The 20,387-nt window shown below is 60.2% G+C and carries 17 protein-coding genes; 3 read left to right on the top strand and 14 right to left on the bottom strand.

Annotated elements, in window-relative coordinates:
* Positions 1-27: 27 nt before the first annotated feature.
* Positions 28-945: an ABC transporter substrate-binding protein gene (locus tag ACTG2J_RS14030; protein ID WP_021231222.1), complete on the top strand. Its 918-nt coding sequence runs from the start codon at positions 28-30 to the stop codon at positions 943-945.
* A 105-nt stretch (positions 946-1,050) separates the two neighbouring features.
* Here the strand turns inward: ACTG2J_RS14030 and ACTG2J_RS14025 are convergent, their stop codons facing one another.
* From ACTG2J_RS14025 to ACTG2J_RS13975, 11 genes are all read right to left on the bottom strand, one after another.
* The gene (locus tag ACTG2J_RS14025; protein ID WP_167573184.1) at positions 1,051-1,404 is read right to left on the bottom strand and encodes a copper-binding protein; all 354 of its coding nucleotides are present in this window, start codon (positions 1,402-1,404) and stop codon (positions 1,051-1,053) included.
* Positions 1,405-1,448: 44 nt separating this feature from the next.
* The gene (locus tag ACTG2J_RS14020; protein WP_252655542.1) at positions 1,449-4,577 is read right to left on the bottom strand and encodes an efflux RND transporter permease subunit; all 3,129 of its coding nucleotides are present in this window, start codon (positions 4,575-4,577) and stop codon (positions 1,449-1,451) included.
* Positions 4,574-6,082, bottom strand: a complete 1,509-nt coding sequence (locus tag ACTG2J_RS14015) for an efflux RND transporter periplasmic adaptor subunit (protein ID WP_252655543.1) — start codon at positions 6,080-6,082, stop codon at positions 4,574-4,576. Before ACTG2J_RS14015 ends, ACTG2J_RS14020 begins: the two co-directional genes overlap by 4 nt.
* Before the next feature lie 295 nt (positions 6,083-6,377).
* A complete protein-coding gene (locus ACTG2J_RS14010) occupies positions 6,378-6,878 on the bottom strand; it encodes a hypothetical protein (RefSeq protein WP_252655544.1) in 501 nt (166 codons plus the stop codon).
* A 57-nt stretch (positions 6,879-6,935) separates the two neighbouring features.
* Complete coding sequence (locus tag ACTG2J_RS14005; RefSeq protein ID WP_103250615.1) at positions 6,936-7,688, bottom strand: substrate-binding periplasmic protein; 753 nt, start codon at positions 7,686-7,688, stop codon at positions 6,936-6,938.
* Positions 7,689-7,804: 116 nt separating this feature from the next.
* A complete protein-coding gene (locus ACTG2J_RS14000; protein WP_139473795.1) occupies positions 7,805-10,915 on the bottom strand; it encodes an efflux RND transporter permease subunit in 3,111 nt (1,036 codons plus the stop codon).
* Positions 10,916-10,924: 9 nt separating this feature from the next.
* Positions 10,925-12,124 (bottom strand): efflux RND transporter periplasmic adaptor subunit, encoded by a 1,200-nt coding sequence (locus tag ACTG2J_RS13995; RefSeq protein WP_031227697.1) that lies wholly within the window; start codon positions 12,122-12,124, stop codon positions 10,925-10,927.
* Between the two features lie 397 nt (positions 12,125-12,521).
* Complete coding sequence (gene xthA, locus ACTG2J_RS13990) at positions 12,522-13,328, bottom strand: exodeoxyribonuclease III (protein WP_005337776.1); 807 nt, start codon at positions 13,326-13,328, stop codon at positions 12,522-12,524.
* A gap of 115 nt (positions 13,329-13,443) precedes the next feature.
* Positions 13,444-14,406 (bottom strand): ion channel, encoded by a 963-nt coding sequence (locus tag ACTG2J_RS13985; protein WP_371178041.1) that lies wholly within the window; start codon positions 14,404-14,406, stop codon positions 13,444-13,446.
* A gap of 66 nt (positions 14,407-14,472) precedes the next feature.
* Complete coding sequence (locus tag ACTG2J_RS13980; protein WP_005361691.1) at positions 14,473-16,119, bottom strand: tetratricopeptide repeat-containing response regulator; 1,647 nt, start codon at positions 16,117-16,119, stop codon at positions 14,473-14,475.
* Between the two features lie 159 nt (positions 16,120-16,278).
* On the bottom strand, positions 16,279-17,325 hold the full coding sequence (locus ACTG2J_RS13975) for an FAD:protein FMN transferase (protein ID WP_439997614.1): 1,047 nt from the start codon (positions 17,323-17,325) through the stop codon (positions 16,279-16,281).
* Positions 17,326-17,660: 335 nt separating this feature from the next.
* Between ACTG2J_RS13975 and azu the strand changes: the two genes are divergently transcribed.
* Positions 17,661-18,101, top strand: coding sequence for an azurin (gene azu / locus ACTG2J_RS13970; protein WP_005337768.1), 441 nt, complete (start codon positions 17,661-17,663; stop codon positions 18,099-18,101).
* Between the two features lie 133 nt (positions 18,102-18,234).
* The gene (locus ACTG2J_RS13965) at positions 18,235-18,483 is read left to right on the top strand and encodes a hypothetical protein (RefSeq protein ID WP_439997613.1); all 249 of its coding nucleotides are present in this window, start codon (positions 18,235-18,237) and stop codon (positions 18,481-18,483) included.
* On the opposite strand, the gene ACTG2J_RS13960 is transcribed toward ACTG2J_RS13965, so the two are convergent.
* The 3 genes from ACTG2J_RS13960 to ACTG2J_RS13950 all read right to left on the bottom strand — a co-directional run bounded on the left by ACTG2J_RS13960 (position 18,443) and on the right by ACTG2J_RS13950 (position 20,300).
* Positions 18,443-18,898: a PD-(D/E)XK nuclease superfamily protein gene (locus tag ACTG2J_RS13960; protein ID WP_181221700.1), complete on the bottom strand. Its 456-nt coding sequence runs from the start codon at positions 18,896-18,898 to the stop codon at positions 18,443-18,445. The genes ACTG2J_RS13965 and ACTG2J_RS13960 overlap by 41 nt on opposite strands.
* A gap of 93 nt (positions 18,899-18,991) precedes the next feature.
* The gene (locus ACTG2J_RS13955) at positions 18,992-19,555 is read right to left on the bottom strand and encodes a HutD family protein (protein WP_439997612.1); all 564 of its coding nucleotides are present in this window, start codon (positions 19,553-19,555) and stop codon (positions 18,992-18,994) included.
* Positions 19,556-19,640: 85 nt separating this feature from the next.
* The gene (locus ACTG2J_RS13950; RefSeq protein WP_064336484.1) at positions 19,641-20,300 is read right to left on the bottom strand and encodes a YceH family protein; all 660 of its coding nucleotides are present in this window, start codon (positions 20,298-20,300) and stop codon (positions 19,641-19,643) included.
* Positions 20,301-20,387: the final 87 nt, after the last annotated feature.

Genomic DNA, 20,387 nt, shown 5'->3' with positions numbered 1-20,387 from the left:
GGCCGTGCAACGAGAAGGAGTGAGATGATGAAGCGTTTTGCCGCCCTGGCAGCAGCCATCCTGATGCTGGCCGCGCCGCTGGTTCAGGCGCAGGAGATGCGTGAAGTGACTGATGCGTTTGGCCAGAAGGTGCAGGTGCCAGTCCAGCCAACGCGGGTGGTGGTGCTGAGCGAGCTCGAACTCGACAGCACCCTGACCCTGGGGCTGACCCCCATCGGCGCCGTCAATGGCCGTGGTCAACCCACCTTGCCTCGCTATTTGCTGAACAAGGCGGGCATGGGGATCCAGGTGATCGGTGATCTCGACAGCCCCAATCTGGAGTCGCTGATTGCGCTGGAGCCCGACCTTATCCTGACCGGCCAGACCCGTCCCGAGCTGCTGACCTTGCTGGGGGAGATCGCGCCGACCGTGGTGACCAGCAAGTGGGGTGAGCCGTGGCAGGATAGCTTCCGCCGCACCGCCCACACCCTCAACCGCGACCAGCAAGGGGATACTTTCTTGCTGCAGTATGCCGAGCGGTTGACTCAGGCCCGCAGCAAGCTGGCCAAACATCAGGGGGAGAGCATCAGCATAGTGCGCTGGAACCCCAAGGGGCCGAGCTTTATGTATCAGGGCACCTTTGCCAGCAGCGTAGTGGAGTCGATGGGGCTGGTGCGTCCGAGCAAACAACAGGGGACTGGCGCGCCCCACTCACCGGCGCTGAGTCTGGAGTCTCTCAACCTGCTGGATGCTGACTGGCTGGTGGTCGGTACCCTGAGCGCCACCGGTGATGCGGTGGATGCCATGCGTCAGGCGGAGCAGACCCCGGCGTTCCAGCAGCTGCCGGTGATCAAGGCCAAGCGCTTTGGCGCCGTGGACGGGTCGCTCTGGACCTCCAGCGGTGGCCCGCAGGCGGCCCTCAAGGTGATTGAGGATGTGGAGCAGTTGCTGGCAACGCGCAGCTGAGCCCATCGCGCACTTGAAAAAGATTGACCAAAAGAAGAGGGAGGCTGATGCCTCCCTCTTGTGTTGTCACTGTCTATCGTGACCTTTTCGGCGAGCCAGAGCCGTTTATTGCGGTTGGATGGCTGTCACTGTGAGCTTGCCGCTCTGGCTTTCGGCATGAAAGTGGATGGCATCCCCCACCTTGAGCCCCTTGAGCTGGGCTGGATCTGCCACTCGAAAGACCATGGTCATGGGGGGCATCTTGAGATTCTCGATCGCCTCGTGCTTGATGCCGACCTTGCCGCTCCCCTCATCGAGGCGGGTAATGACCCCCTTGGTCATCACCATTGCGGCCTGTTCGTTCATCTCACCCGTCTGACTCATATCGTGCCCTTCATGGTGCATCATCTCCTCGGCTTGCAGGCTGGTGTGGGTGGCAAGGCCAAGCAGCAGGGTCAGGGTCAGCGTTTTGTAGTTCATGATGGTTTCCTCATCGTTCAGTCAATATGGATCGTGAAATCGGGTTATTCGGATTGCGGGTTCGCGCTCTTGCCAAGGCTGCGACTGCGCCACAGGTAGTAGGCCGCGGGCAGCACCAAGAGGGTCAGCACCAGCGCGCTTACCATGCCGCCAATCATGGGGGCGGCGATGCGCTGCATCACTTCGGAGCCGGTGCCGTGGCTCCACATGATGGGCAACAGGCCGGCGATAATGGTCACCACCGTCATCATCTTGGGGCGCAGGCGCAGGGCGGCGCCGTGGATCACCGCCCGGTGCAGGCCCGCCTTGTCCGGCTTGCCGCTGGCCACCAGGTCATCCCAGGCGTGGTTGAGGTAGACCAGCATCAAGACGCCGGTCTCCACCGCCACCCCCGCCAGGGCAATAAAGCCAACCCCGACCGCCACCGAGAGGTTGAAATCGAGCAGCCAGAGGGTCCAGATCCCGCCCACCACCGCCAACGGCAAAGTGGCGAGAATGAGCAACACCTCCTGAACGCGGCGAAACGCCAGATAGAGCAGCAGCACGATAATGGCGACCGTGAGCGGCACCACGTAGGCGAGGCGCGCCTTGGCCCGCTCCATGTATTCGTATTGGCCAGACCAGGTGAGGGCGTAGCCTGCCGGCAGCACCAGCTGTTTGTTCACCTCGACCTTGGCCTCATCGACGAAGGAGCCGATATCGCGGCCGCGAATATCGACGTAGACCCAGCCGTTGAGCCGCGCGTTTTCACTGCGCAGCATGGGGGCCTCGTCGCTGATGTAGACCCGTGCCACATCCGCCAGCGCTATACGCGCACCGCTTGGCGTCACCACCGGCAACAGCTCGAGGCTGGCCACCGAGTCGCGATAGCTCTGGGGGTAGCGCAGGTTGATGGGATAGCGCTCGCGCCCCTCGATGGTCTGGCCCACCTCCATGCCGCCCACCGCGGTGGCGAGCACCGCCTGCACGTCGGCGATGTTGAGGCCGTAGCGGGCTGCTTTGAGCCGGTCGATATCCACCTTGACGTAGCGGCCACCCGCCACCCGCTCGGCGTAGACCGATGAGGCGCCCTCCACCTTGCCAACGATCTGTTCGAGCTGTTGGCCGAGCTGCTGGATCACCTTGAGATCCGGCCCTGCTATCTTGATTCCCACCGGGGTCTTGATGCCGGTGGCCAGCATGTCGATGCGGGTCTTGATGGGGGGCACCCAGGCGTTGGTGAGACCGGGGAAGCGGATGAGGGAGTCGAGCTCCTCTTTGAGCTTCTCCGGGGTCATACCGGGGCGCCACTGGTCCCGGGGCTTGAGCTGGATGCTGGTTTCCATCATCACCAGGTCGGCGGGGTCGGTAGCGGTTTCGGCGCGCCCCGCCTTGCCGAACACGTTTTGCACCTCGGGCACGGTACGAATGAGCTTGTCGGTCTGCTGCAAAATCTCCCGCGCCTTGCCCACCGAGATATTGGCTGCGGTGGTGGGCATATACATGATGTCCCCCTCGTCCAGCGGCGGTATGAACTCGGAGCCGAGGTACTTGAGCGGCCAGAAGCCCGCCACCGTCACCACGGCGGCGACAGCCAGAGTGGTTTTTGGACGGGCCAAGACGGCTTTGAGCAGTGGCACATAGCCCTGGCTTAAGCCACGGTTCAGCGGGTTGGCCTGCTCCGCCAGCACTTTGCCACGGATGAAGTAACCCATGATCACCGGCACCAGCGTGATGGCGAGCGCGGCCGCCGCCGCCATGGCGTAGGTCTTGGTGTAGGCGAGGGGGTGGAACATCCTCCCCTCCTGCGCCTCCAGCGCGAACACCGGCAGGAAGCTGATGGTGATGATCAGCAGGGAGAAGAAGATGGCGGGCCCCACCTCGATGCTCGCCTCTGTGATGATGCGCCAGCGGTTCTTGTCGGTGAGCGCCTCCCGCTCCATGTGTTTATGGACGTTCTCGATCATCACGATGGCGCCATCCACCATGGCGCCGATGGCGATGGCGATGCCCCCCAGCGACATGATGTTGGCGTTGATCCCCTGCAGATGCATCACGATAAAGGCCACCAGAATGGCGATGGGCAGGGTGATGACCACCACCAGTGACGAGCGCAGGTGGAACAGGAAGGCCAGGCAGACCAGTACCACCACCGCGAACTCCTCCAGCAGCTTGCCGGAGAGGTTGTCGATGGCGCGCTGGATAAGGTCGGAGCGATCATAGACGGTAACGATCTCCACCCCTTGTGGCAGGCTGCTCTTCAGCTCCGCCAGCCGCGCCTTGACCCCGTTTATGGTGTGTTGGGCATTCTCGCCATAGCGCATGACGATGATGCCGCCCACCACTTCCCCTTCACCGTTGAGCTCGGCGATGCCGCGCCGCATCTGGGGGCCGGTGAGCACATCTGCCACATCCCCCAGCAGCAGCGGGGCACCGCGCACATTGGTACCGAGCGGGATCTGCTTCAGATCCTCGACGCTTTTCAGATAGCCATTGGAGCGCACCATGTACTCCGCTTCCGCCATCTCGATGACGGAGGCGCCGGTCTCCTGATTGCCCTGCTTGATGGCGGTCTCGATAAGGGAGAGCTGGATGCCGTAGGCGCGCAGCTTGTCCGGATCGACCCGCACCTGATACTGGCGCACCATGCCGCCGACGGTGGCGACTTCGGAGACCCCCTCAACCGTCTGCAACTCGTACTTGAGGAACCAGTTCTGCAGCGAGGTGAGCTGGCCGAGGTCATGCTTGCCAGTTCTGTCCACCAGCGCGTACTGATAGACCCAGCCCACCCCGGTGGCATCGGGGCCGAGCTGGGGACGGGCGGAGGCGGGCAGATTGGGCGCAACCTGGCTTAGGTACTCCAGCACCCGGGCGCGGGCCCAGTAGAGATCTGTGTTGTCGTCAAACAGCACATAGACGAAGGAGTCGCCGAAGAAAGAGTAGCCGCGCACCGTGGTGGCCCCCGGTACCGCCAGCATGGCGGTGGTGAGCGGGTAGGTGACCTGATCTTCCACCACCTGTGGCGCCTGGCCCGGATAGGAGGTCTTGATGATCACCTGCACATCGGAGAGATCCGGCAGGGCGTCCACCGGGGTCTGTTTGACCGACCAGAGCCCCCAGGCGGTGAGCATAAGGGTCAATAGCAGCACCAGAAAGCGGTTGCCTACTGACCAGCGAATAATCGAGGGGATCATGGCTTGGCTCCCATATCGTGCTGGCTATGGTCCATGCCTTCCATCTCATCCGCTGCGGGTTTGGCTGAGTCGCCGATAGCGGGCGCTTGCTCCTGATGGATGGTAGTGATGCGGTACTCATCCCCCTCCTGCATCACTTGCAGGTGCAGGGTCTGCCCCTCGACCAGCTTGCTGATATCGACCCCGTCGGCGACGGTGAACTCCATCTCCATGGCGGGCCACTGCCACTCGGGGATGGGCTGGTGGGAGACCATCAGGGTTCGGTTGGCCAGATCGATGCTTTCAACCTCGCCCTGGGTCCACACCTGGGCGGGGCGCACCGCCGTCATACGCTGGAAGTCCGAATCGATGGCCGACTCGGAGTCGAGCAGGAACTGGGCCGAGCTGACGATGTTATCCCCAGCCTCTACCCCTGCCTTGATGGCAACCTTGTCGCCAAACTGGGGGCCGAGAGTGACGGCGACCGACTTGAAGTTGCCATCCCCAAACGCCAGCACCAGCCGATCCTGACTGCCGGTGCGGATCACCGCTTCGCTCGGCACCACCAATTGCGGCTCTCCCTGCCCGGTGCGAATGCTCACCTTGGCAAACATATTGGGTTTCAAAAACTCGTCCGGGTTGTCAAAGCGCAGCCGCACCTTGAGGGTGCGAGTAGCGGCATCGAGGGTCGGATAGAGGTAATCCACCTTACCTTGCCAGCTGCGGCCGGGGGCATAGTCGAGGGTCATGGTGACCGGATCCCCCACTTTCAGCTGGGCGGCTTGACGCTCGAACACCTCGGCACTGACCCATACCTGCTGGAGGGGGCTGATGTTAAAGAGCGCCGCAGCGGGCTCCACATACTGGCCCTCGCGCACCTTGAGCTCGGAGACATAACCGCTGCTGGGGGCGTAAATGCTGATGGTTTCGCGCACCTGACGACTGCGTTTGAGGGCCGCTATCTGATCCGCCGGCACCTGCAGGGACTTGAGCTTGCCCTCGGCGGCGCGCAGCAGCAGCGGGTTGGCGGTGTTGAGGGCCAGCAGGTATTCGTGCTGGGCGTTGACCAGATCTGGCGCGTAGAGCTCGTAAATAAGGCTCCCCTTGCTCACCTGCTGCCCTTCACTCTTGATGGCGAGGGTGCGGATCCAGCCCGCCATGCGGGCGTTGATCGCCTCCAGCCGATCCTCGTCATACCCGACATAGCCCACCGTCTCGATCTGCTGGTGGATAGGCAGTCGCTCGACCTTGGCCAGTCGCACCCCCAGGTTCTGCTGGATCTCGGGGCTGATGGTGACTGTGCCCGGCGAGCCGTTTTTTTGTTCCTCATAGACGGGGATAAAGTCCATCCCCATGTTGTCCTTGGCCGGGCCGTCGCGCTTGTCGCGGGGATCCATGGGGTTGACCCAGTAAAGGGGCGTCTTCTCTTTGGCGCTTGCGCCATCGGAGGTCTGTTTGGCGGCCCAGTAGCCGCCACCGGCGCCAAGGGCGAGCAGCAGGGCCGACATCAGGACGGTCTTGTTCATGACTGGCCTCCGGCGCGGGTCTGCATGCAGAAAGTGCAGGAGGATAAGGCGCCCGCAAAGGCAGCAAGCTTGGACGGTGAAAAGTGGGCTGGTGACATAATACGTCTTCTCTTTTGCAGGCCGCCGGTCGGGTGAGGTGCAAGGCATCACCAAAGGGGCTGGCGGCAAACGGGGCGCAGCTGTATCAGTGCGCACGGCTCCCTGTGAGCGGACCGGTTTGGCCGGGGCACAGGGTCAGGCAAGGCGGCAGAGAACGGGCAGTTGAAGCTTGCCTGTGCCGCAAGAGAAGGACTTTCTAGTGGCGTAACACCGACAGCATCAGATGTCGGCGCGGCCAGGAAGGAGGGTGAGTACCGCGCGAGCGCAGGAAGGGATCCCGCAACCAGTTATCAAGCAGTGACGCTGCGACGTTGTTGCCAAGTAGCAAGGGAAAGAGCAGCAGAGCGACCAGTACCCCAAGCAGAGTCATCGCGCCGAAGGAGGGGGCATTGATGCCTGTCTGCATCTGGCACTCATCGCCCATGGTTGACCCCTCGCCTCCCTGATGGCAGGAGAGGGGCATGACATCGCCCGGGTGATCCATAGCGGGCATTGCATGAGAGATATCGCCATCCGCCATCGCCATGGATGAATCTAACATCACCATCGACTGGGCGCTGTTTGGGGTCGGTTCGGAGGAGAGGGGAGAACCATGCCAGCTGATGCAGAGGGTCAGATTGCAGACGAGCAGCAGCGCCAGCAATAGCCGGGCCAGAGCAACAGAGGGCAATCTTGCAGCAAGCTGGGTGAGTGACAATCCGGGCATCCTTAGGGAGCAGATGGCGGGACTGTAAACCTTGCCACGAGGTGAAGGTCAAGGCTTCTGCTGGCGCTGCTGTTGCAGGTAGAGGTCACTGTACTTTTCCAGCAACTGGTCTATCCATTGACTCATGCCGGGCGCTTGCAACATGGGCTCCAGTTGTTCGAGGGTGTCAAGATGGGTGGATTGCAGTGAAACAGAAATATAGAGCTCACCGCGCTGCAGTGGCCACTGCAGATCAGCCAGCCCGCTGTCCGGGTAATTGTCGCTCAGAAACAGGCGACCGGAAGAGCGGCCATAAGGAACGAAGTCGACCCGGTCACTGGCCAGCAGGCCAAATACCTGCTTGAGGGAGTTGACCCTGTAGATGCGGGTATTCTTTTGCAAAAAACCATCCATCTCGCTGCCAAGGCTGACGCCTATCATCATGGCGCCCCGCAGTCCGGTCAGATCCTCCCGTCGTTGCAGCAAGCGGCTGCCGGGTTGGCGCACGAATACCGCCATGTCATTGATGGCCATGGGGGTTCGGGTAAAGCGGGAGTAGTGCGCTCTCTCTTCGTTGCGCAGCGCACAGATATTGATGTCGACCTCTCCTTTCGCCACTTTCTGCTGACAGCGGGCCCAGGGGCCCACATAGGAGAGATCCACATTGAAACCCAACCGTTGATAGAGGGTACTGACGACTTCGGCACAAACGCCGATGATCTTGCCATCGCTCAGCCAGTTCCAGGGGGGATAATCGTGATGACCACAGGCGGAGAGGGTAGTGGTCGTCAAGGTCGTCGCGAGCCAGAGCTGAGCCAGCATATCCGGATCCTGTGCAAAAAAGTCTCGATGTGTGTCATTGAAGCACACCGCAGACAAAAAAATACCCCCGCACGGGCGGGGGTAGTTTGTTATCGGTGGAACGCTTGGGGAGAGCGTTACTGCTTGGCGCGCTTTTCCGATCCTCTCATGATGAGCCGGAAGAAGAGCGGGATAAAGAAGATGGCGATAAAGGTGGCCGCCAGCATGCCGCCGATGACCGGCCAGCCGAGGGCGTGACGGCTTGCCGCACCGGCCCCGCTGGAGGTGACCAGCGGCACACAGCCGAGGATGAAGGCGAGCGAGGTCATCACGATGGGACGGAAACGCAGGCGCGCCGCCTCCAGTGCCGATTCGATGAGGCTCATCCCCTCTTCGTGCTTCATCACCGCGAACTCCACGATCAGGATGGCGTTCTTGGCGGCAAGGCCGACCAGGGTCACCAGCCCGATCTGGAAGTAGACGTTGTTGGTCAGCCCCACCAGCCAGGTGGCGAGCAGGGCACCGAACAGGGCGAACGGTACCGCGGTGATCACCGCAAACGGCAGGCTCCAGCGCTCATACTGGGCGGCCAGAATGAGGAAGATCATCACGATACCGAAACCAAAGGCCATGCCTGCGCTGCCTGCGGCCGCTTTCTCCTGATAGGCGGAGCCGGTCCACTCCAGCTTGGCGTCGTTGCCAAGAGCTTCATTGGCGACCTCTTCCAGCGCGGCGATGGCTTGACCCGAGCTGTAGCCTGGGGCGGGCTGGGCCATGATCTTGGCGGCCTGGAAGATATTGAAGCGTTCGACCAGTTCGGGGCCGGTGGCATCACGCACCGTCACCAGACTGCTCAGCGGGATCATCTCCCCCTTGTCGGAGCGGACATAGACGTTGCGGATGTCGCTCTTCTTGGCGCGATAGTCTGCCTCGGACTGCAACTGCACTCGGTAGGTTCGGCCAAACTGGTTGAAGTCGTTGACATAGACCTGGCCGAAGGTGGCCTGCATGGTGTCGAACACCGCGTTGATGGGCAGCCCAAGCGCCTTGGCTTTTTCGCGATCCAGATCGAGATAGACCTGCGGCACGTTGGCGCGGTAGGTACTGGTGACGCTGGCAAACTCCGGGCGCGCCTTGGCTGCTTCGAGGAAGCGCTGTACTTCGCCGGAGAAGGCCTGGGCGTTGCCGGTGCCACGGTTCTGCAGATAGGCCTCAAGGCCACCTGTGGTGGACATCCCCTGAATGGGAGGCGGGTTGAAGGAGGCGACAAAGCCATCCGCCAGCCCCATCAGGCTCAAGCCCTGGAAGGTCTTGGCCAGCGAGAAGGAGTCCTGTCCGGCCCCCTGACGCTCACTCCAGTCCTTCAGGGTAATGAAGGTCATGCCGCTGTTGCTGATGATGGCATTGGAGAGAATGTCAAAGCCCGAGAAGGTGATCACATCCTTCACATGGGGGTTGGCCATGGCGATCTTGTCGAACTGATCCGCCACCGCCTGGGTCCGGCTCATCGCGGCCGCATCCGGCAGCATGACGGCGGAGATGAGGTAGCCCTGATCTTCGTTCGGTACCAGTTCGCCCGGCACTTTCAGGAAGAGGCCGTAGATGGAGAGGATCAGCACGGCGATGATGGCAAAGGCGACCCCCACCCGACGGTTCAGGAAGGCCACACCCCGTACATAGCCGCGGGTCAGCTGGTCAAATTTTTCGTTGAACCAGACGAAGAAGCGGGCGGGTTTGTGGTGTCCCTCTTTCAGCAACACGGCACAGAGGGCCGGGGAGAGAGTCAGTGCCACCAGACCGGAGATAGCGACCGAGACTGCGACCGTGATGGCGAACTGCTTGTACATCACCCCGGTCATGCCGCCCATAAAGGCGACTGGCAGGAACACGGCGCAGAGTACCAGCACGATGGCGACCACCGGACCGGAGACCTCCTGCATGGCGAGGATGGCAGCCTCTTTGGCGGAGCACTTCTTCTCGCTCATGATCCGCTCGACGTTCTCCAGCACCACGATGGCGTCATCCACCACGATGCCGATGGCAAGCACCATACCAAACAGGGTCAGCAGGTTGATGGAGAAACCGAGCACCAGCATGCCGGCGAAGGTCCCGATAAGTGACACCGGCACCGCAATACAGGGGATCAGGGTGGCGCGGAAGTTCTGCAGGAACAGATAGACCACCACGAACACCAGCACGATCGCCTCGAACAGGGTGTGTACCACCTCTTCGATGGAGATCTTCACGAACTCGGTGGTGTCGTAGGGGATCTGGTACTCGATATCCTGCGGGAAGCGCTCCTTGAGTCGCTCCATGGTGGCGTGTACCGCATCGGCAACCGCGACGGCGTTGGCGCCCGGCTGCAGATAGGTGGCGATACCGATGGCCGGTTTGCCGTTGGCGCGGGCGACCAGATCATAATCCTTGCCCCCCAGCTCGACCCGGGCGACATCGCGGACCCGGATCTTGGAGCCATCGGGCATGGAGCGGACGATGATGTTTTGGAACTCCTTCACATCCTCAAGGCGCCCCTTGGTCTGCACCGTGTAGGTGAAGTCGATGGGGGCCGTGGTGGGTTGGGCACCGATCTTGCCCGCCGCGAACTGGGTGTTCTGCTCGCGAATGGCGCCGATCACGTCGCTCGGGGTGAGCTCGAGCTGGGCCAGTCGATCCGGCCGCAGCCAGATACGCATCGCATAGTCGGTACCGCCAAACAAGGTAGTATCACCGATGCCGGGAATCCGCTTGAGCTCGTCGATGATGTTGAGCAGGGCGTAGTTCGACAGATAGGTGGTATCAAACGAGCCGTTCGGTGACTGGAGGGTGACCACCTGCAGGATGGAGGTCGATTTCTTCTTGACCGTCACCCCCTGCTTTTTCACCTCTTCCGGCAGCTGGGCCATGGCAGCCGAGACCCGGTTGTTGACGTTGATGGTGGCCTGATCCGGATCGGTGCCGATCTCGAAGTAGACGTTGAGGTTCATCTGGCCGTTGGAGGCCGACCCCGATTGCATGTAGATCATCCGCTCGACGCCGTTGATCTGCTGCTCCAGTGGCGCTGCCACGGTCTGGGAGATCACCTCCGGGGTTGCGCCCGGATAAAACGCCGTGACCGAGACCACCGGCGGGGTGATCTGGGGATATTGCTCGATGGGGAGCGCTCGCATCGCCGCCAACCCGCCCAGCACGATAATGATCGAAATCACGCTGGCGAAGATGGGGCGTTCTATGAAGAACTTGGAAAACATACGGGCTCCTTACTTGGCCGCAGACTGGCTGACCACCTTGCCGGTGATCGCCTTCATCTCGTCGGCAGAGACAGGTTTTACCACGGCGCCGGGACGAGCCTTCATCAAGCCTTCGACGATATAGCGCTCACCTGCCTGCAGGCCGCTCTCGATCAGCACGCCGGAGTCGACTGCCGCGCCCAGGGTCACCGGACGGGGCACTACCTTGTTGTCGGCATCGACCACCATCACCATGCGGTCAGCCTGGGACTGGACGATGGCGCGCGGCGGCACCACGATGGCATTTTTGCGGGTGCCCAGATCGATGGTCATGCGGACAAACTGGCCGGGCAGCAGTACTCCGTCCTTGTTGTCGAAGATGGCGCGGGCACGGATGGTGCCGGTTTGGGGATCGACCCGGTTGTCGGAGAAGTTGAGCTTACCCGCCTCCGGATAGAGGGAGCCATCGGCCAGACGGATATGGGTGCGCCAGGTGGTGGCATCCTTCGCCTCAATCACCCCTTTCTTTACCGAGTTTTCGAAGTTGAGGCGATCCTGCTCCGAGTAGGAGAAGTTGACGTAGAGCGGATCAAACTGGGTGATGGTAGTGAGCAGGCCGTTGTCGCCGCTGGTGGAGATAAGGCTCCCCTCGGACTGGGAACTCTTGCTCGCCATGCCGTTGATGGGGGCGGTCACCTGGGTGTAGCTGAGGTTGAGCTCCGCCTCTTTCACCTTGGCCTGAGCGGCCTGATGACTGGCGATGGCCGCTTCATAGTTGGCGATGGTGTCGTCATAGTCCTTGCGACTCACCACCTGACGCTTGAAGAGGGGAATGATGCGATCCCGATCGGCACGGGCCTTGTTGAGACGGGCCTGCTCCTGAGCCAAAGTCCCTTTGGCCTGCTCCAGTGCCACCTTGTAGGGCTCCGGGTCAATCAGAAACAGCTCCTGACCGGCGGTAACCGGCTGGCCTTCCACATAAGTGCGCTTGAGCAGGATGCCACTGACCCGAGAGCGCACATCGATCTCGCGAAAACCGGCGGTCTCTCCCACCATCTCGGTGGTGAGCGGCACATCGGTCAGCTTGACCTCGGCGACCACCACAGGGACGGCGGGCATGGTCTGGGCCGTCTGGGTCGTCTCGCCGCCACAGGCACTCAGACCGCTGATCAGCGCCAGGGTCAGCAAGCTGCGTTTGTAAACCTCTCTTCCGGCATTGGACACCTTCATCATCACACTCCTGTTGGATCGATTTCGGCTGCTGCGTTCAGCATGTTTCTCCATACACATCATTAACTTCATGATTAAAAAAACAACTTCTTTATGATTGGAATGGGAGATGATAGGGCGGCAACCTTGAACACAACCTTCTCAAAGTGGCAATTAGGGTTGCCGATTGACGAAAAAAGCCTGACTTTTCCGATATGGGTGGGGGGCTTCGGGGATGTTCATCCCGGGCCAGGGCTCTTCGCAACCGTATCACGCCAGCCACTCCTTGCTGCAAAAAATAAGGTGCCATAAGGCACCTTTTCTGGATGGGTTTTTTACGCCCTTTTATCGCGGGCAACCGCGAGCCGCTTCACAGTTTAGGAATTCGTCGCAGCTCATCGGTTAATCTTGCGCCGAATCAGGCGAAGCAGGCCCAGATGGGGGCGTGGTCGGAGGGTTTCTCGATGCCGCGCAGCTCGTAGTCGATACCGGTCTCGGTCACCTTGTCCTTGAGGGCGTCGGAGGCCATGATGAGGTCGATGCGCAGACCGCGGTTCTCGTCAAAGCCCTTGGAGCGGTAGTCAAACCAGGAGAAACGCTCGCACTCGGTGGGATTGGCGGCGCGGAAGGTGTCGGTCAGGCCGAACCCTTTCAGTCGCTCCATCCATTCGCGCTCGATGGGCAGGAAGGAGCATTTGCCATCCCGCAGCCAGCGCTTGCGGTTCGCCTCGCCGATGCCGATGTCGAGATCGGTGGGGGAGATATTCATATCCCCGATCAGCACCAGCTGGTCGTCCGGGGTGTGGTTGGTCTCGAGGTAGTGCTGCAGATCCTCGTAAAACTTCTGCTTGGCCGGGAACTTGGTCTCGTGATCCTGGCTTTCACCCTGCGGGAAGTAGCCGTTCATCACCTTGATGAGGGAGCCGTCTTCGCGCTCGAAGGTGGCCATGATCATCCGGCGCTGGGCCTCTTCGTCATCGGTGGGGAAGCCTTTCTCCACCTTGACCGGCTTCTGCTTGCTCATGATGGCGACCCCGTAGTGGGCCTTCTGGCCGTGAAACTCCACGTGATAGCCCATGGCCTCCACATCGGCCAGCGGGAAGGCTTCATCGTGCACCTTGATCTCCTGCAGGCCGATCACATCGGGCTGGTGCTTGTCGATGATGGCTTGCAGCTGGTGCAGACGGGCGCGCAGGCCGTTGATATTGAAAGAGATGATCTTCATGTCCGGGATGCTCATGTCATTTTTATTAGTGGCTATTGGACTAGGAATCGGCGGTGGATGCAAGTTTGGCCGCGGGCCTACATCAGTGGCAGGCACCGCGGGGTGGGCAGAGGTGTCAGCGGGTCATCTTTTTGACGAATACCACCACAAACAGCGCCAGCGTAAAGCTGCCGGTGAAGGCTTCGAAGGCGGCGAAGATCCTGGAGAGGCCGACCGGAGTGAAGTCGCCGTACCCCAATGTGGTGAAGGTGACCACGCTGTAGTAGAGGCATTCGAGCAGGAAGATGGCATTTTGCTCGAGCGGGGCACCGGGCTGGTAGATGAGGTGCTCGCCTTGAAAATGCAGTCCGCAGAAGAAGTAAAAAATGCTGCAGATAAAGATGAGCAGCAATGAGAAGAGCACCACCCGCATCGGGGCCTCGCCATAGCCGCAGAAGAGATCGACCACCCAGGAGGTAAAACGCTGGGTCGACCAGAACGGCAGTTGCAGGCGGCGCATGGTGAGCTCCTGCTGGATATAGTTGCCGGACATGGTGAAGATCCCCTGTGCCTCGGAGGCTTTGCGCAGATCCCGGTAGGTCTCTTCCGCCTCCTTGAACCAGATGCGCGCCTGTTTGGGATCCCGTTCGCGGCGCCCCTTGCGATCCTGCATCACCCGTTTGCCGGTCTGCATGTTGTCGAGCCGGGTGTTGTGCCAGCGGATGCCGAGCAGGTTGACGTCATCGAGGGTGGCGCACTGGAGGTTGGCATCACTGAGATCGGCCTTCATCAGGCTGCCGCCCTTCATGCGCAGGCCGTAGAGGTGACCACCGCGCAGGTTGGCGCGATAGAGGTTGCACTGCTCCAGCAAAAATCCCTGATCGGACTCCTTGTTGACCAGATTGAGGCCAGCCAGATTGGCCCGTGACAACTGCAGGCCGTGGCAGAGTCCGCCAGCGCGGACGTACTGTTCAAGCGCCTCGGCGGTGTGAGCTCCCTGATGGGTATGGTGGGGATCATGCCAGTGGCAGAGATCGTGCTCGCCAGCCTCTTCACTGCAGTGGCGGCCATCGGCCACCAGATAACGACACATCGCCATCTTCATTTCCCTCGCATTGCCGAACTGGTTTCAGCATAGGCGGGGAAAGGGGGGCGCGGCGGCGTCTTAGCTGAACTGGTTGAACTCCTGACGCAGCTTGCGAAAACGCTCCTGCTGGGCCGGGTTGAGGGGGATGCCGTCGAGCACGTCCAGGGTGTCTTTGCACTCGGCACCAAATTCCGGACTCTTGCGGTTTTTCTGCATCAGTTGCAGCAGCACCTGGATCTTGTTGAGAGCCGCACCGGTATTGGCGGGGGCGCGGCGCAGGGCCTCGCGAAAATGGCCGAGGGCCTGCTCCAGCTCGCCGCTCTGATAGGCCTTGATCCCCAGATCGTTGAGCTGCTGGTAGCGCTGACGCCGCTCCAGCACCGTCTTGTCATCCCGGGTTGCCTGAATGCAGGTGGTGAGCAGCCGATCTTCGTCCTCCGCCAGCAGCCCTTGCAGGCTTTCGGCATATTCAAACTCGCCGAGCTGGTAGAGGGCAAGGATGGTCTCGCCAAGCAGGGCGGGGGGCATGGTGGCCGGTTCATCGAGCCAGTTCTGGTTGGCGCGATAGAGCATCTTCTTGCCCTTGAGCAGCTCGCCCAGCGCAATCTGCACCCGGGCCTGACAGATCTGCTCGAACACCGGGTAGTTGAACTCCGACATCATCAACGAGTCGCGGATGCGCGACAGGGCGGAATTGACCTGCTTTTGCAGGTTGGCGATGTGGTAGCTGTCGTTGCTGTTGAGGGCGTAGAGGGTCAGGGTCTGGATATAGGCCCCCAGATAATGGGGCGTGCGGTGAATGGAGTTGCGGGACAGGTCGATCAGCGACATCAGTACATCCTTGGCCTGGGCGTAGTCGTGGCGCTGCAGGCACACCTCCGCCAGTCGTCGGGATAGTTGCACCGACTGGGGGGAGATGTCCACCGCCCGTCTGAGCTCCTGCTGCGCCTGCTCGTCATTGCCAAGGGCCAGCAGGGATTCTGCCAGCCAGAGGTGAGCCTCCACCATCAGTGGGGTATTTTTGAGGGTCGCCTGCAGATGGCTGACCGCCTCTTCGTGGAGCCCCAGGGTGTTGCACGCCTTGCCCAGCGTCAGGCGGGCCCAGCTGTTCTCCTGCCCGGCCAGCAGCTGGCGCATCAGGGCGCGCGCCTCCTGCGCCTGACCCAGCTTGAGGTGGGTATCGGCCTGCAGGCAGCGGCAGTAGTTGGCAAAACGGGGCACCGCATCGGCCCGCTCGGCACAGGCGGTAATGAGGGCTGCCAGATTGTCATCGGCCAGCGCGGTAAAGACGCTGGCCAGGGCGTTGCGCCGGGCGAGGGCACGCTTCAAGCGAAACGAGAACTGCTCCTGAGAGAAGGGCTTCATCAGGTATTCGTCGGGCTCGGCTTCCAGCGCGCTCAGTACCATGGCGCGGGAGCTGTCGCCACTCACCATGATCACCACGCTCTGGGGCGGGATCAGATCTTTGTCGCGCAGGCTTTCGAGCAACTGGCGGCCATTCTCGCCAACCCCGAGATCGTAATCGATGAGATAGATGTCGAAACTGCCCTTCTGGCAGCGGCGCCGCGCATCCTCGGCGGTATTGGAGTAGGTGATGTTGCTGATACCCAGATTGAGCAGCATCGCCTTCATCATCACCTGAAACGAGCGCTGCTCATTGACCATCAGAATGCGTTGTGGCTTTGCTGGGCTCTTTTTTTCTGGCTCTTGTTCAGGTGTCTGCATCTGTCTGGGTCGAGGCGCTGCGGGCTGATGGGAGAAAGTGTGCCACCAAAGCGCCCGAAGAGGCAATTGGCCAAGTTGTCGATTGCGAACCATCTCCGTTTGTCCGCCTTTTGCCCGCGATGAGTGAAAGAAAAAGGCCCTGTTGCCAGGGCCTTGAACTTACCGTTTTTTTTCTGCCAGATAGGGAGCAAATTGCGGCGTGTACTCGGCCTTGAACCCCTGTTCGGTCTTGATGATGAGATAGACCGCCAGCTGGTGCTGTTTGGCAAATGCCAACCCCGCTTCAGGCCCCATCACCATCAGCGCGGTATCGAGGGCATCGGCCTCCAGCGCGGTCGGGGTGATCACGCTGGCGGAGACCAGCTTGTGGGTGACCGGCTGGCCGGTGGCGGGGTCGATGATATGGGAGTAACGCTGGCCATCCAGCTCGTAGTAGTTGCGATAGCTGCCCGCAGTGCTGAGCGCCATGCCGTTGGGGATGACGATATCGGAGAAGGCCCCCGGCTGATCGGAAGGTTCGACGATGGCCACTTTCCATGGCGAGCCCTTGCTGTTGTTGCCCTTGCTGCGCACCGCACCGGCCACTTCGATCAGATAGTTGTGTACCCCCTTGCCCTCGAGCAGGGTGGCGATTTCATCCGATGCCGCCCCTTCGCCAAGGGTGGAGAGGTCGAGATAGAGATCCGGGATCGTTTTTTCGAGCAGGAAGTGATCCCCTTGCGGGGTCAGGCTCAGCTTGTCGATCCCTACCTTGTGGCGGGCGGCGGCGATGGCTGCCTCATCGGGCCGCTTGACCGGCCGTTTGTCCGGGCCAAAGCCCCACAGATTGACCAGAGGCCCCACGGTCACATCCAGCTTGCCGTCGGTCAGCTTACCGGCATCAATCCCCTGCTGGACTATGATGGCCATGGCGGGCGGGATGGCAAACGGGGTGTTGGCGGGTCCCTGATTGAAACGGGAGATGAGCGAGCCCGGATCGTAGGTGGAGATCTCCTTGTTCATCCGGGCCAGCAGGCTCTCTACGTCGCTTTTGAAGGCGGGCTCCCCACCGGGGTAGCTATCGCTCAGGGTCACCACATAGTAGGTGCCCATGGTCTTGCCCTGAATACGGGTCTGGGCAGGCGGGGTGGGCTGGCAGCCGGCCAGCGCCAGCAGCAGGGTCAGCAGCAGGCCGCGCAGGGCCGCCACGGGGGTTATCGCAATCATCCGGCGCTCTCATCTGGAGAAGGTTCATATCGGGGCGCTAGCTTAGCCAAGGGGCGCCCGCCGGGCGAGCCCTGATAGGGGCAATCGGAGGGAAAAGAGCAGAAAAAATTAAACAGTTTTGAACCTGTGGCGGGAGCGGGTCGTATCGTCCATCCGTGAGGGAGAGAGTGGCGAGTAGAGCACCGTCTGGTGACCTGGCCCGCAGCTTTGGCCAAAAGCCATAGCCGATTGAAGACAATTGAGTAAAATGAAGGTCGATTTAGACGGCATCTTTGCGAAGCGTTCACCGCATCCGCCAAGTCGTTGCCATCCATTGCCAATCAAAGGAGAAGATGATGAAAAAGGCGATTACCCTGCTGTTTCTGAGTACCCTGGCTGCCCCCGTGCTGGCGGATGAGTGTGCACTGGTCATCGAAGGCAATGATGCCATGCAGTACAACCTCAAAGAGATGAGCGTGCCGGCCACCTGCAAGGAGGTGACGGTCACCCTGAACCACACCGGCAAGCTGCCTGTGACCGCCATGGGTCACAACTGGGTGCTGGCCAGCACCGCCGACTATCAGACCGTGGCGACTGCCGGGATGAGCGCCGGGGCCGAGAACGGCTATCTGCCCAAGGATGATCCCCGTGTGCTGGCTCACACCAAGCTGATCGGCGGCGGCGAGAGCAGCAGCGTCACCTTCAAGACCGACGGTCTGGCGGGCAAGGATCTCACCTTCTTCTGCTCCTTCCCCGGCCACTTCGCCATGATGAAGGGCTCCTTCAAGGTCAACTAAGGTGCTGACCGGCATCGAGCCGGTTGCCTCAAAAGCCGGGATTTCCCGGCTTTTCTATTGAGCTATATATCTGACAGAATTGGCTGGCATCAGACGAGGTTTTTGTTCTAAAGACGCTGGAAGATACACGGAAATGCAATTAGTAAAATTGGTTCTCAGTTGTTGTTTACTCTTGGTGTGTACCATCGCCTTGGCAGCAGAACCTCCGGTAAAGAAAAGTCGTAGTGGTATATGTCATCCGAAAGGGGGGACTTATTACAACCGAACCAAGCATTATATCCCTTATGACACAATGCAAGCATGCCTCGACAGTGGAGGGCGGCACCCAAACGTTAATCAAATTAGAGCCAGAGTGAAAACTCAGACAAGTCATAGCATTTGACATTTTTGGTAGCGCATTTTTTCGCCTCGGATTTTAGCCATTCAAATGCAGCTTTTTTATGGCCTTGGCCTTCAATCAAAATGATGACATTTTGTTCAGGAGCTTTGTTTGCGCTTTGTAAAAAGAAAGGAAATTTACGGTCTACAGAGCCGGAAACTTGTTGCTGATGAGGTTCAATACGAGTTAACCCATCAATTGGATGGTTAATTACAAAAGCACTGATTGCTTTAAGCCCATAGAGATCCTCGTAAGGAACTCTGCATTTGAATGTTTTGGCGTTAACTAATTTATTATCCTCAACATAACCAAATTCATTCAAAATCTCTCTAATTCTTTTCTGTAGTTGTTGATTACTTTTTTCTTCTTCAGTGGTGAGTTCTGGTGGTGCTTCGAATCCATCAAGTGTGTATTGCATAGGATCTCTCATCACAAAAGCTATGAGAGACCCATATTACTCCGAGATATATAACTTTCAATATTCGTGAGTAATTTTTAACCGCGGCAGATCCTATTTGAGAACATCCTGCAGGGTAAAGAAGGCGATGGAGGTCTTCTTCTGGCATTCGAAGTGAATGCTCTCTTCCCCGGTCACCACCAGCGTCTCGTTGATGGCCACCTCTGTGCCCTGCACGGCCAGCTGGCCGTTCAGCAGATGGCAGAGGTAGGTCTTCTCTGGCTCGAGGGTAAGGGTCAGCGGGAAGGGGAGGTTCAGTACCCGCACGTTGGCGCTGATGCGATCCGGATGGTAGATAAGCCCCAGATCGGTCACCTCTTTTTTCAGCAACTCGCAGTGGGTCTCCTCATCGCCGCTAAAGTGCGCCGCCTCGAAGGTGGCGTAGGGGTGGCCGTTGAGCACAAAGCCTGCCCCGCTCACCGGTAGCAAAATGCGCTGATAGCCGGGAAAGGGGGAGAAGGGGCCCGCGCTCTTGATGGGGGCCGAGCTCAGTCGATAGTCAAAGTCGAGTTTGGCAAGGCTGCTCCCCTTGGGGGAGATGAGGATCTGGCTGGTAGTGCCCTGCTGGTTTTTCCAGGGCATCTTCTGGTGGTCAGACTCTTTAATCAGGGTGATCACGGGCACTTCCTCACGATAAAAAAACGCAGGGAGCCGGGGACATCAGCCCCGGCTCCCTGATAGAGATTGGCGATGGTAAAGGCGGTCAGCCCTGACCATCCAGCGCAGCCAGCCGCGCTTCCATGGCGGCGAGACGGCTCTTGAGCTCGTTTACCTCCTGCTCCAACTCGCTCAGACGGTCGGCGGCAGGGGAGGCATAGGCCGCGGCGGGGGCGGCATCCATCATCGCCTGAATATCCACTTCGCCGCTGAACAGGTGAGCGTAGCGGGATTCGCGCTTGCCCGGTTCGCGCGGCAGCTTGACCACGTAGGGGCCACGCTCGATGAGTTGAGTCAGTACCGCATCTACCTCGGTGACATCATCGAAGCTGCAGAGGCGGTTGGTGCGCGAGCGCAGCTCCCCCGGGGTTTGCGGGCCGCGCAGCAGCAGTTCGCAGACAATGCCAAGTTCCTGTGCACTGAATTTCAGCTCGCCAAATTCGGTGTTGCAGAATCTGTGCTGATAGCGGGGCACCCGGGCGTTGAAGCCTGCAGTGTTGACCACCAGCCGCTTGCGGATCAGCTCGTCCACCACGGCGCGGATATCGAGCTCGGAGAGCTCCAGCACCGGCTCGCGGTTGCTCTTCTGGTTGCAAGCGTTGACCAGTGCATTAAGGGAGAGGGGATATTGATCCGGGGTGCAGATCTCTTTTTCAATCAGACAGCCGATGACGCGGGCTTCCAGCGGGCCAAGTACTAACTCCATTTCCTACTCCCTTCCAAATCGAGACATCAAGAGCCCCTATCTTAGTCATGGTCCGCGCCGCGTCTAGCGTTGCGCGCCATTTTTGCG

It is taken from the genome of Aeromonas sp. 6P, from assembly GCF_051919525.1.
Classification (GTDB): Bacteria; Pseudomonadota; Gammaproteobacteria; order Enterobacterales; family Aeromonadaceae; genus Aeromonas; species Aeromonas veronii.
Note: the sequence above shows the minus strand (reverse complement) of the source record. Positions and strands in the feature narration are given on the sequence as shown.

What these genes read in the sequence shown, in the direction of transcription:
- ACTG2J_RS14030 (WP_021231222.1), top strand. Translation starts at nt 28, where the DNA reads ATGAAGCGTTTTGCCGCCCTGGCAGCAGCCATCCTGATGCTGGCCGCG.
- ACTG2J_RS14025 (WP_167573184.1), bottom strand. Translation starts at nt 1,404, where the DNA reads ATGAACTACAAAACGCTGACCCTGACCCTGCTGCTTGGCCTTGCCACC.
- ACTG2J_RS14020 (WP_252655542.1), bottom strand. Translation starts at nt 4,577, where the DNA reads ATGATCCCCTCGATTATTCGCTGGTCAGTAGGCAACCGCTTTCTGGTG.
- ACTG2J_RS14015 (WP_252655543.1), bottom strand. Translation starts at nt 6,082, where the DNA reads ATGAACAAGACCGTCCTGATGTCGGCCCTGCTGCTCGCCCTTGGCGCC.
- ACTG2J_RS14005 (WP_103250615.1), bottom strand. Translation starts at nt 7,688, where the DNA reads ATGCTGGCTCAGCTCTGGCTCGCGACGACCTTGACGACCACTACCCTC.
- ACTG2J_RS14000 (WP_139473795.1), bottom strand. Translation starts at nt 10,915, where the DNA reads ATGTTTTCCAAGTTCTTCATAGAACGCCCCATCTTCGCCAGCGTGATT.
- ACTG2J_RS13995 (WP_031227697.1), bottom strand. Translation starts at nt 12,124, where the DNA reads ATGAAGGTGTCCAATGCCGGAAGAGAGGTTTACAAACGCAGCTTGCTG.
- xthA (WP_005337776.1), bottom strand. Translation starts at nt 13,328, where the DNA reads ATGAAGATCATCTCTTTCAATATCAACGGCCTGCGCGCCCGTCTGCAC.
- ACTG2J_RS13985 (WP_371178041.1), bottom strand. Translation starts at nt 14,406, where the DNA reads ATGGCGATGTGTCGTTATCTGGTGGCCGATGGCCGCCACTGCAGTGAA.
- ACTG2J_RS13980 (WP_005361691.1), bottom strand. Translation starts at nt 16,119, where the DNA reads ATGCAGACACCTGAACAAGAGCCAGAAAAAAAGAGCCCAGCAAAGCCA.
- ACTG2J_RS13975 (WP_439997614.1), bottom strand. Translation starts at nt 17,325, where the DNA reads ATGATTGCGATAACCCCCGTGGCGGCCCTGCGCGGCCTGCTGCTGACC.
- azu (WP_005337768.1), top strand. Translation starts at nt 17,661, where the DNA reads ATGAAAAAGGCGATTACCCTGCTGTTTCTGAGTACCCTGGCTGCCCCC.
- ACTG2J_RS13965 (WP_439997613.1), top strand. Translation starts at nt 18,235, where the DNA reads ATGCAATTAGTAAAATTGGTTCTCAGTTGTTGTTTACTCTTGGTGTGT.
- ACTG2J_RS13960 (WP_181221700.1), bottom strand. Translation starts at nt 18,898, where the DNA reads ATGCAATACACACTTGATGGATTCGAAGCACCACCAGAACTCACCACT.
- ACTG2J_RS13950 (WP_064336484.1), bottom strand. Translation starts at nt 20,300, where the DNA reads ATGGAGTTAGTACTTGGCCCGCTGGAAGCCCGCGTCATCGGCTGTCTG.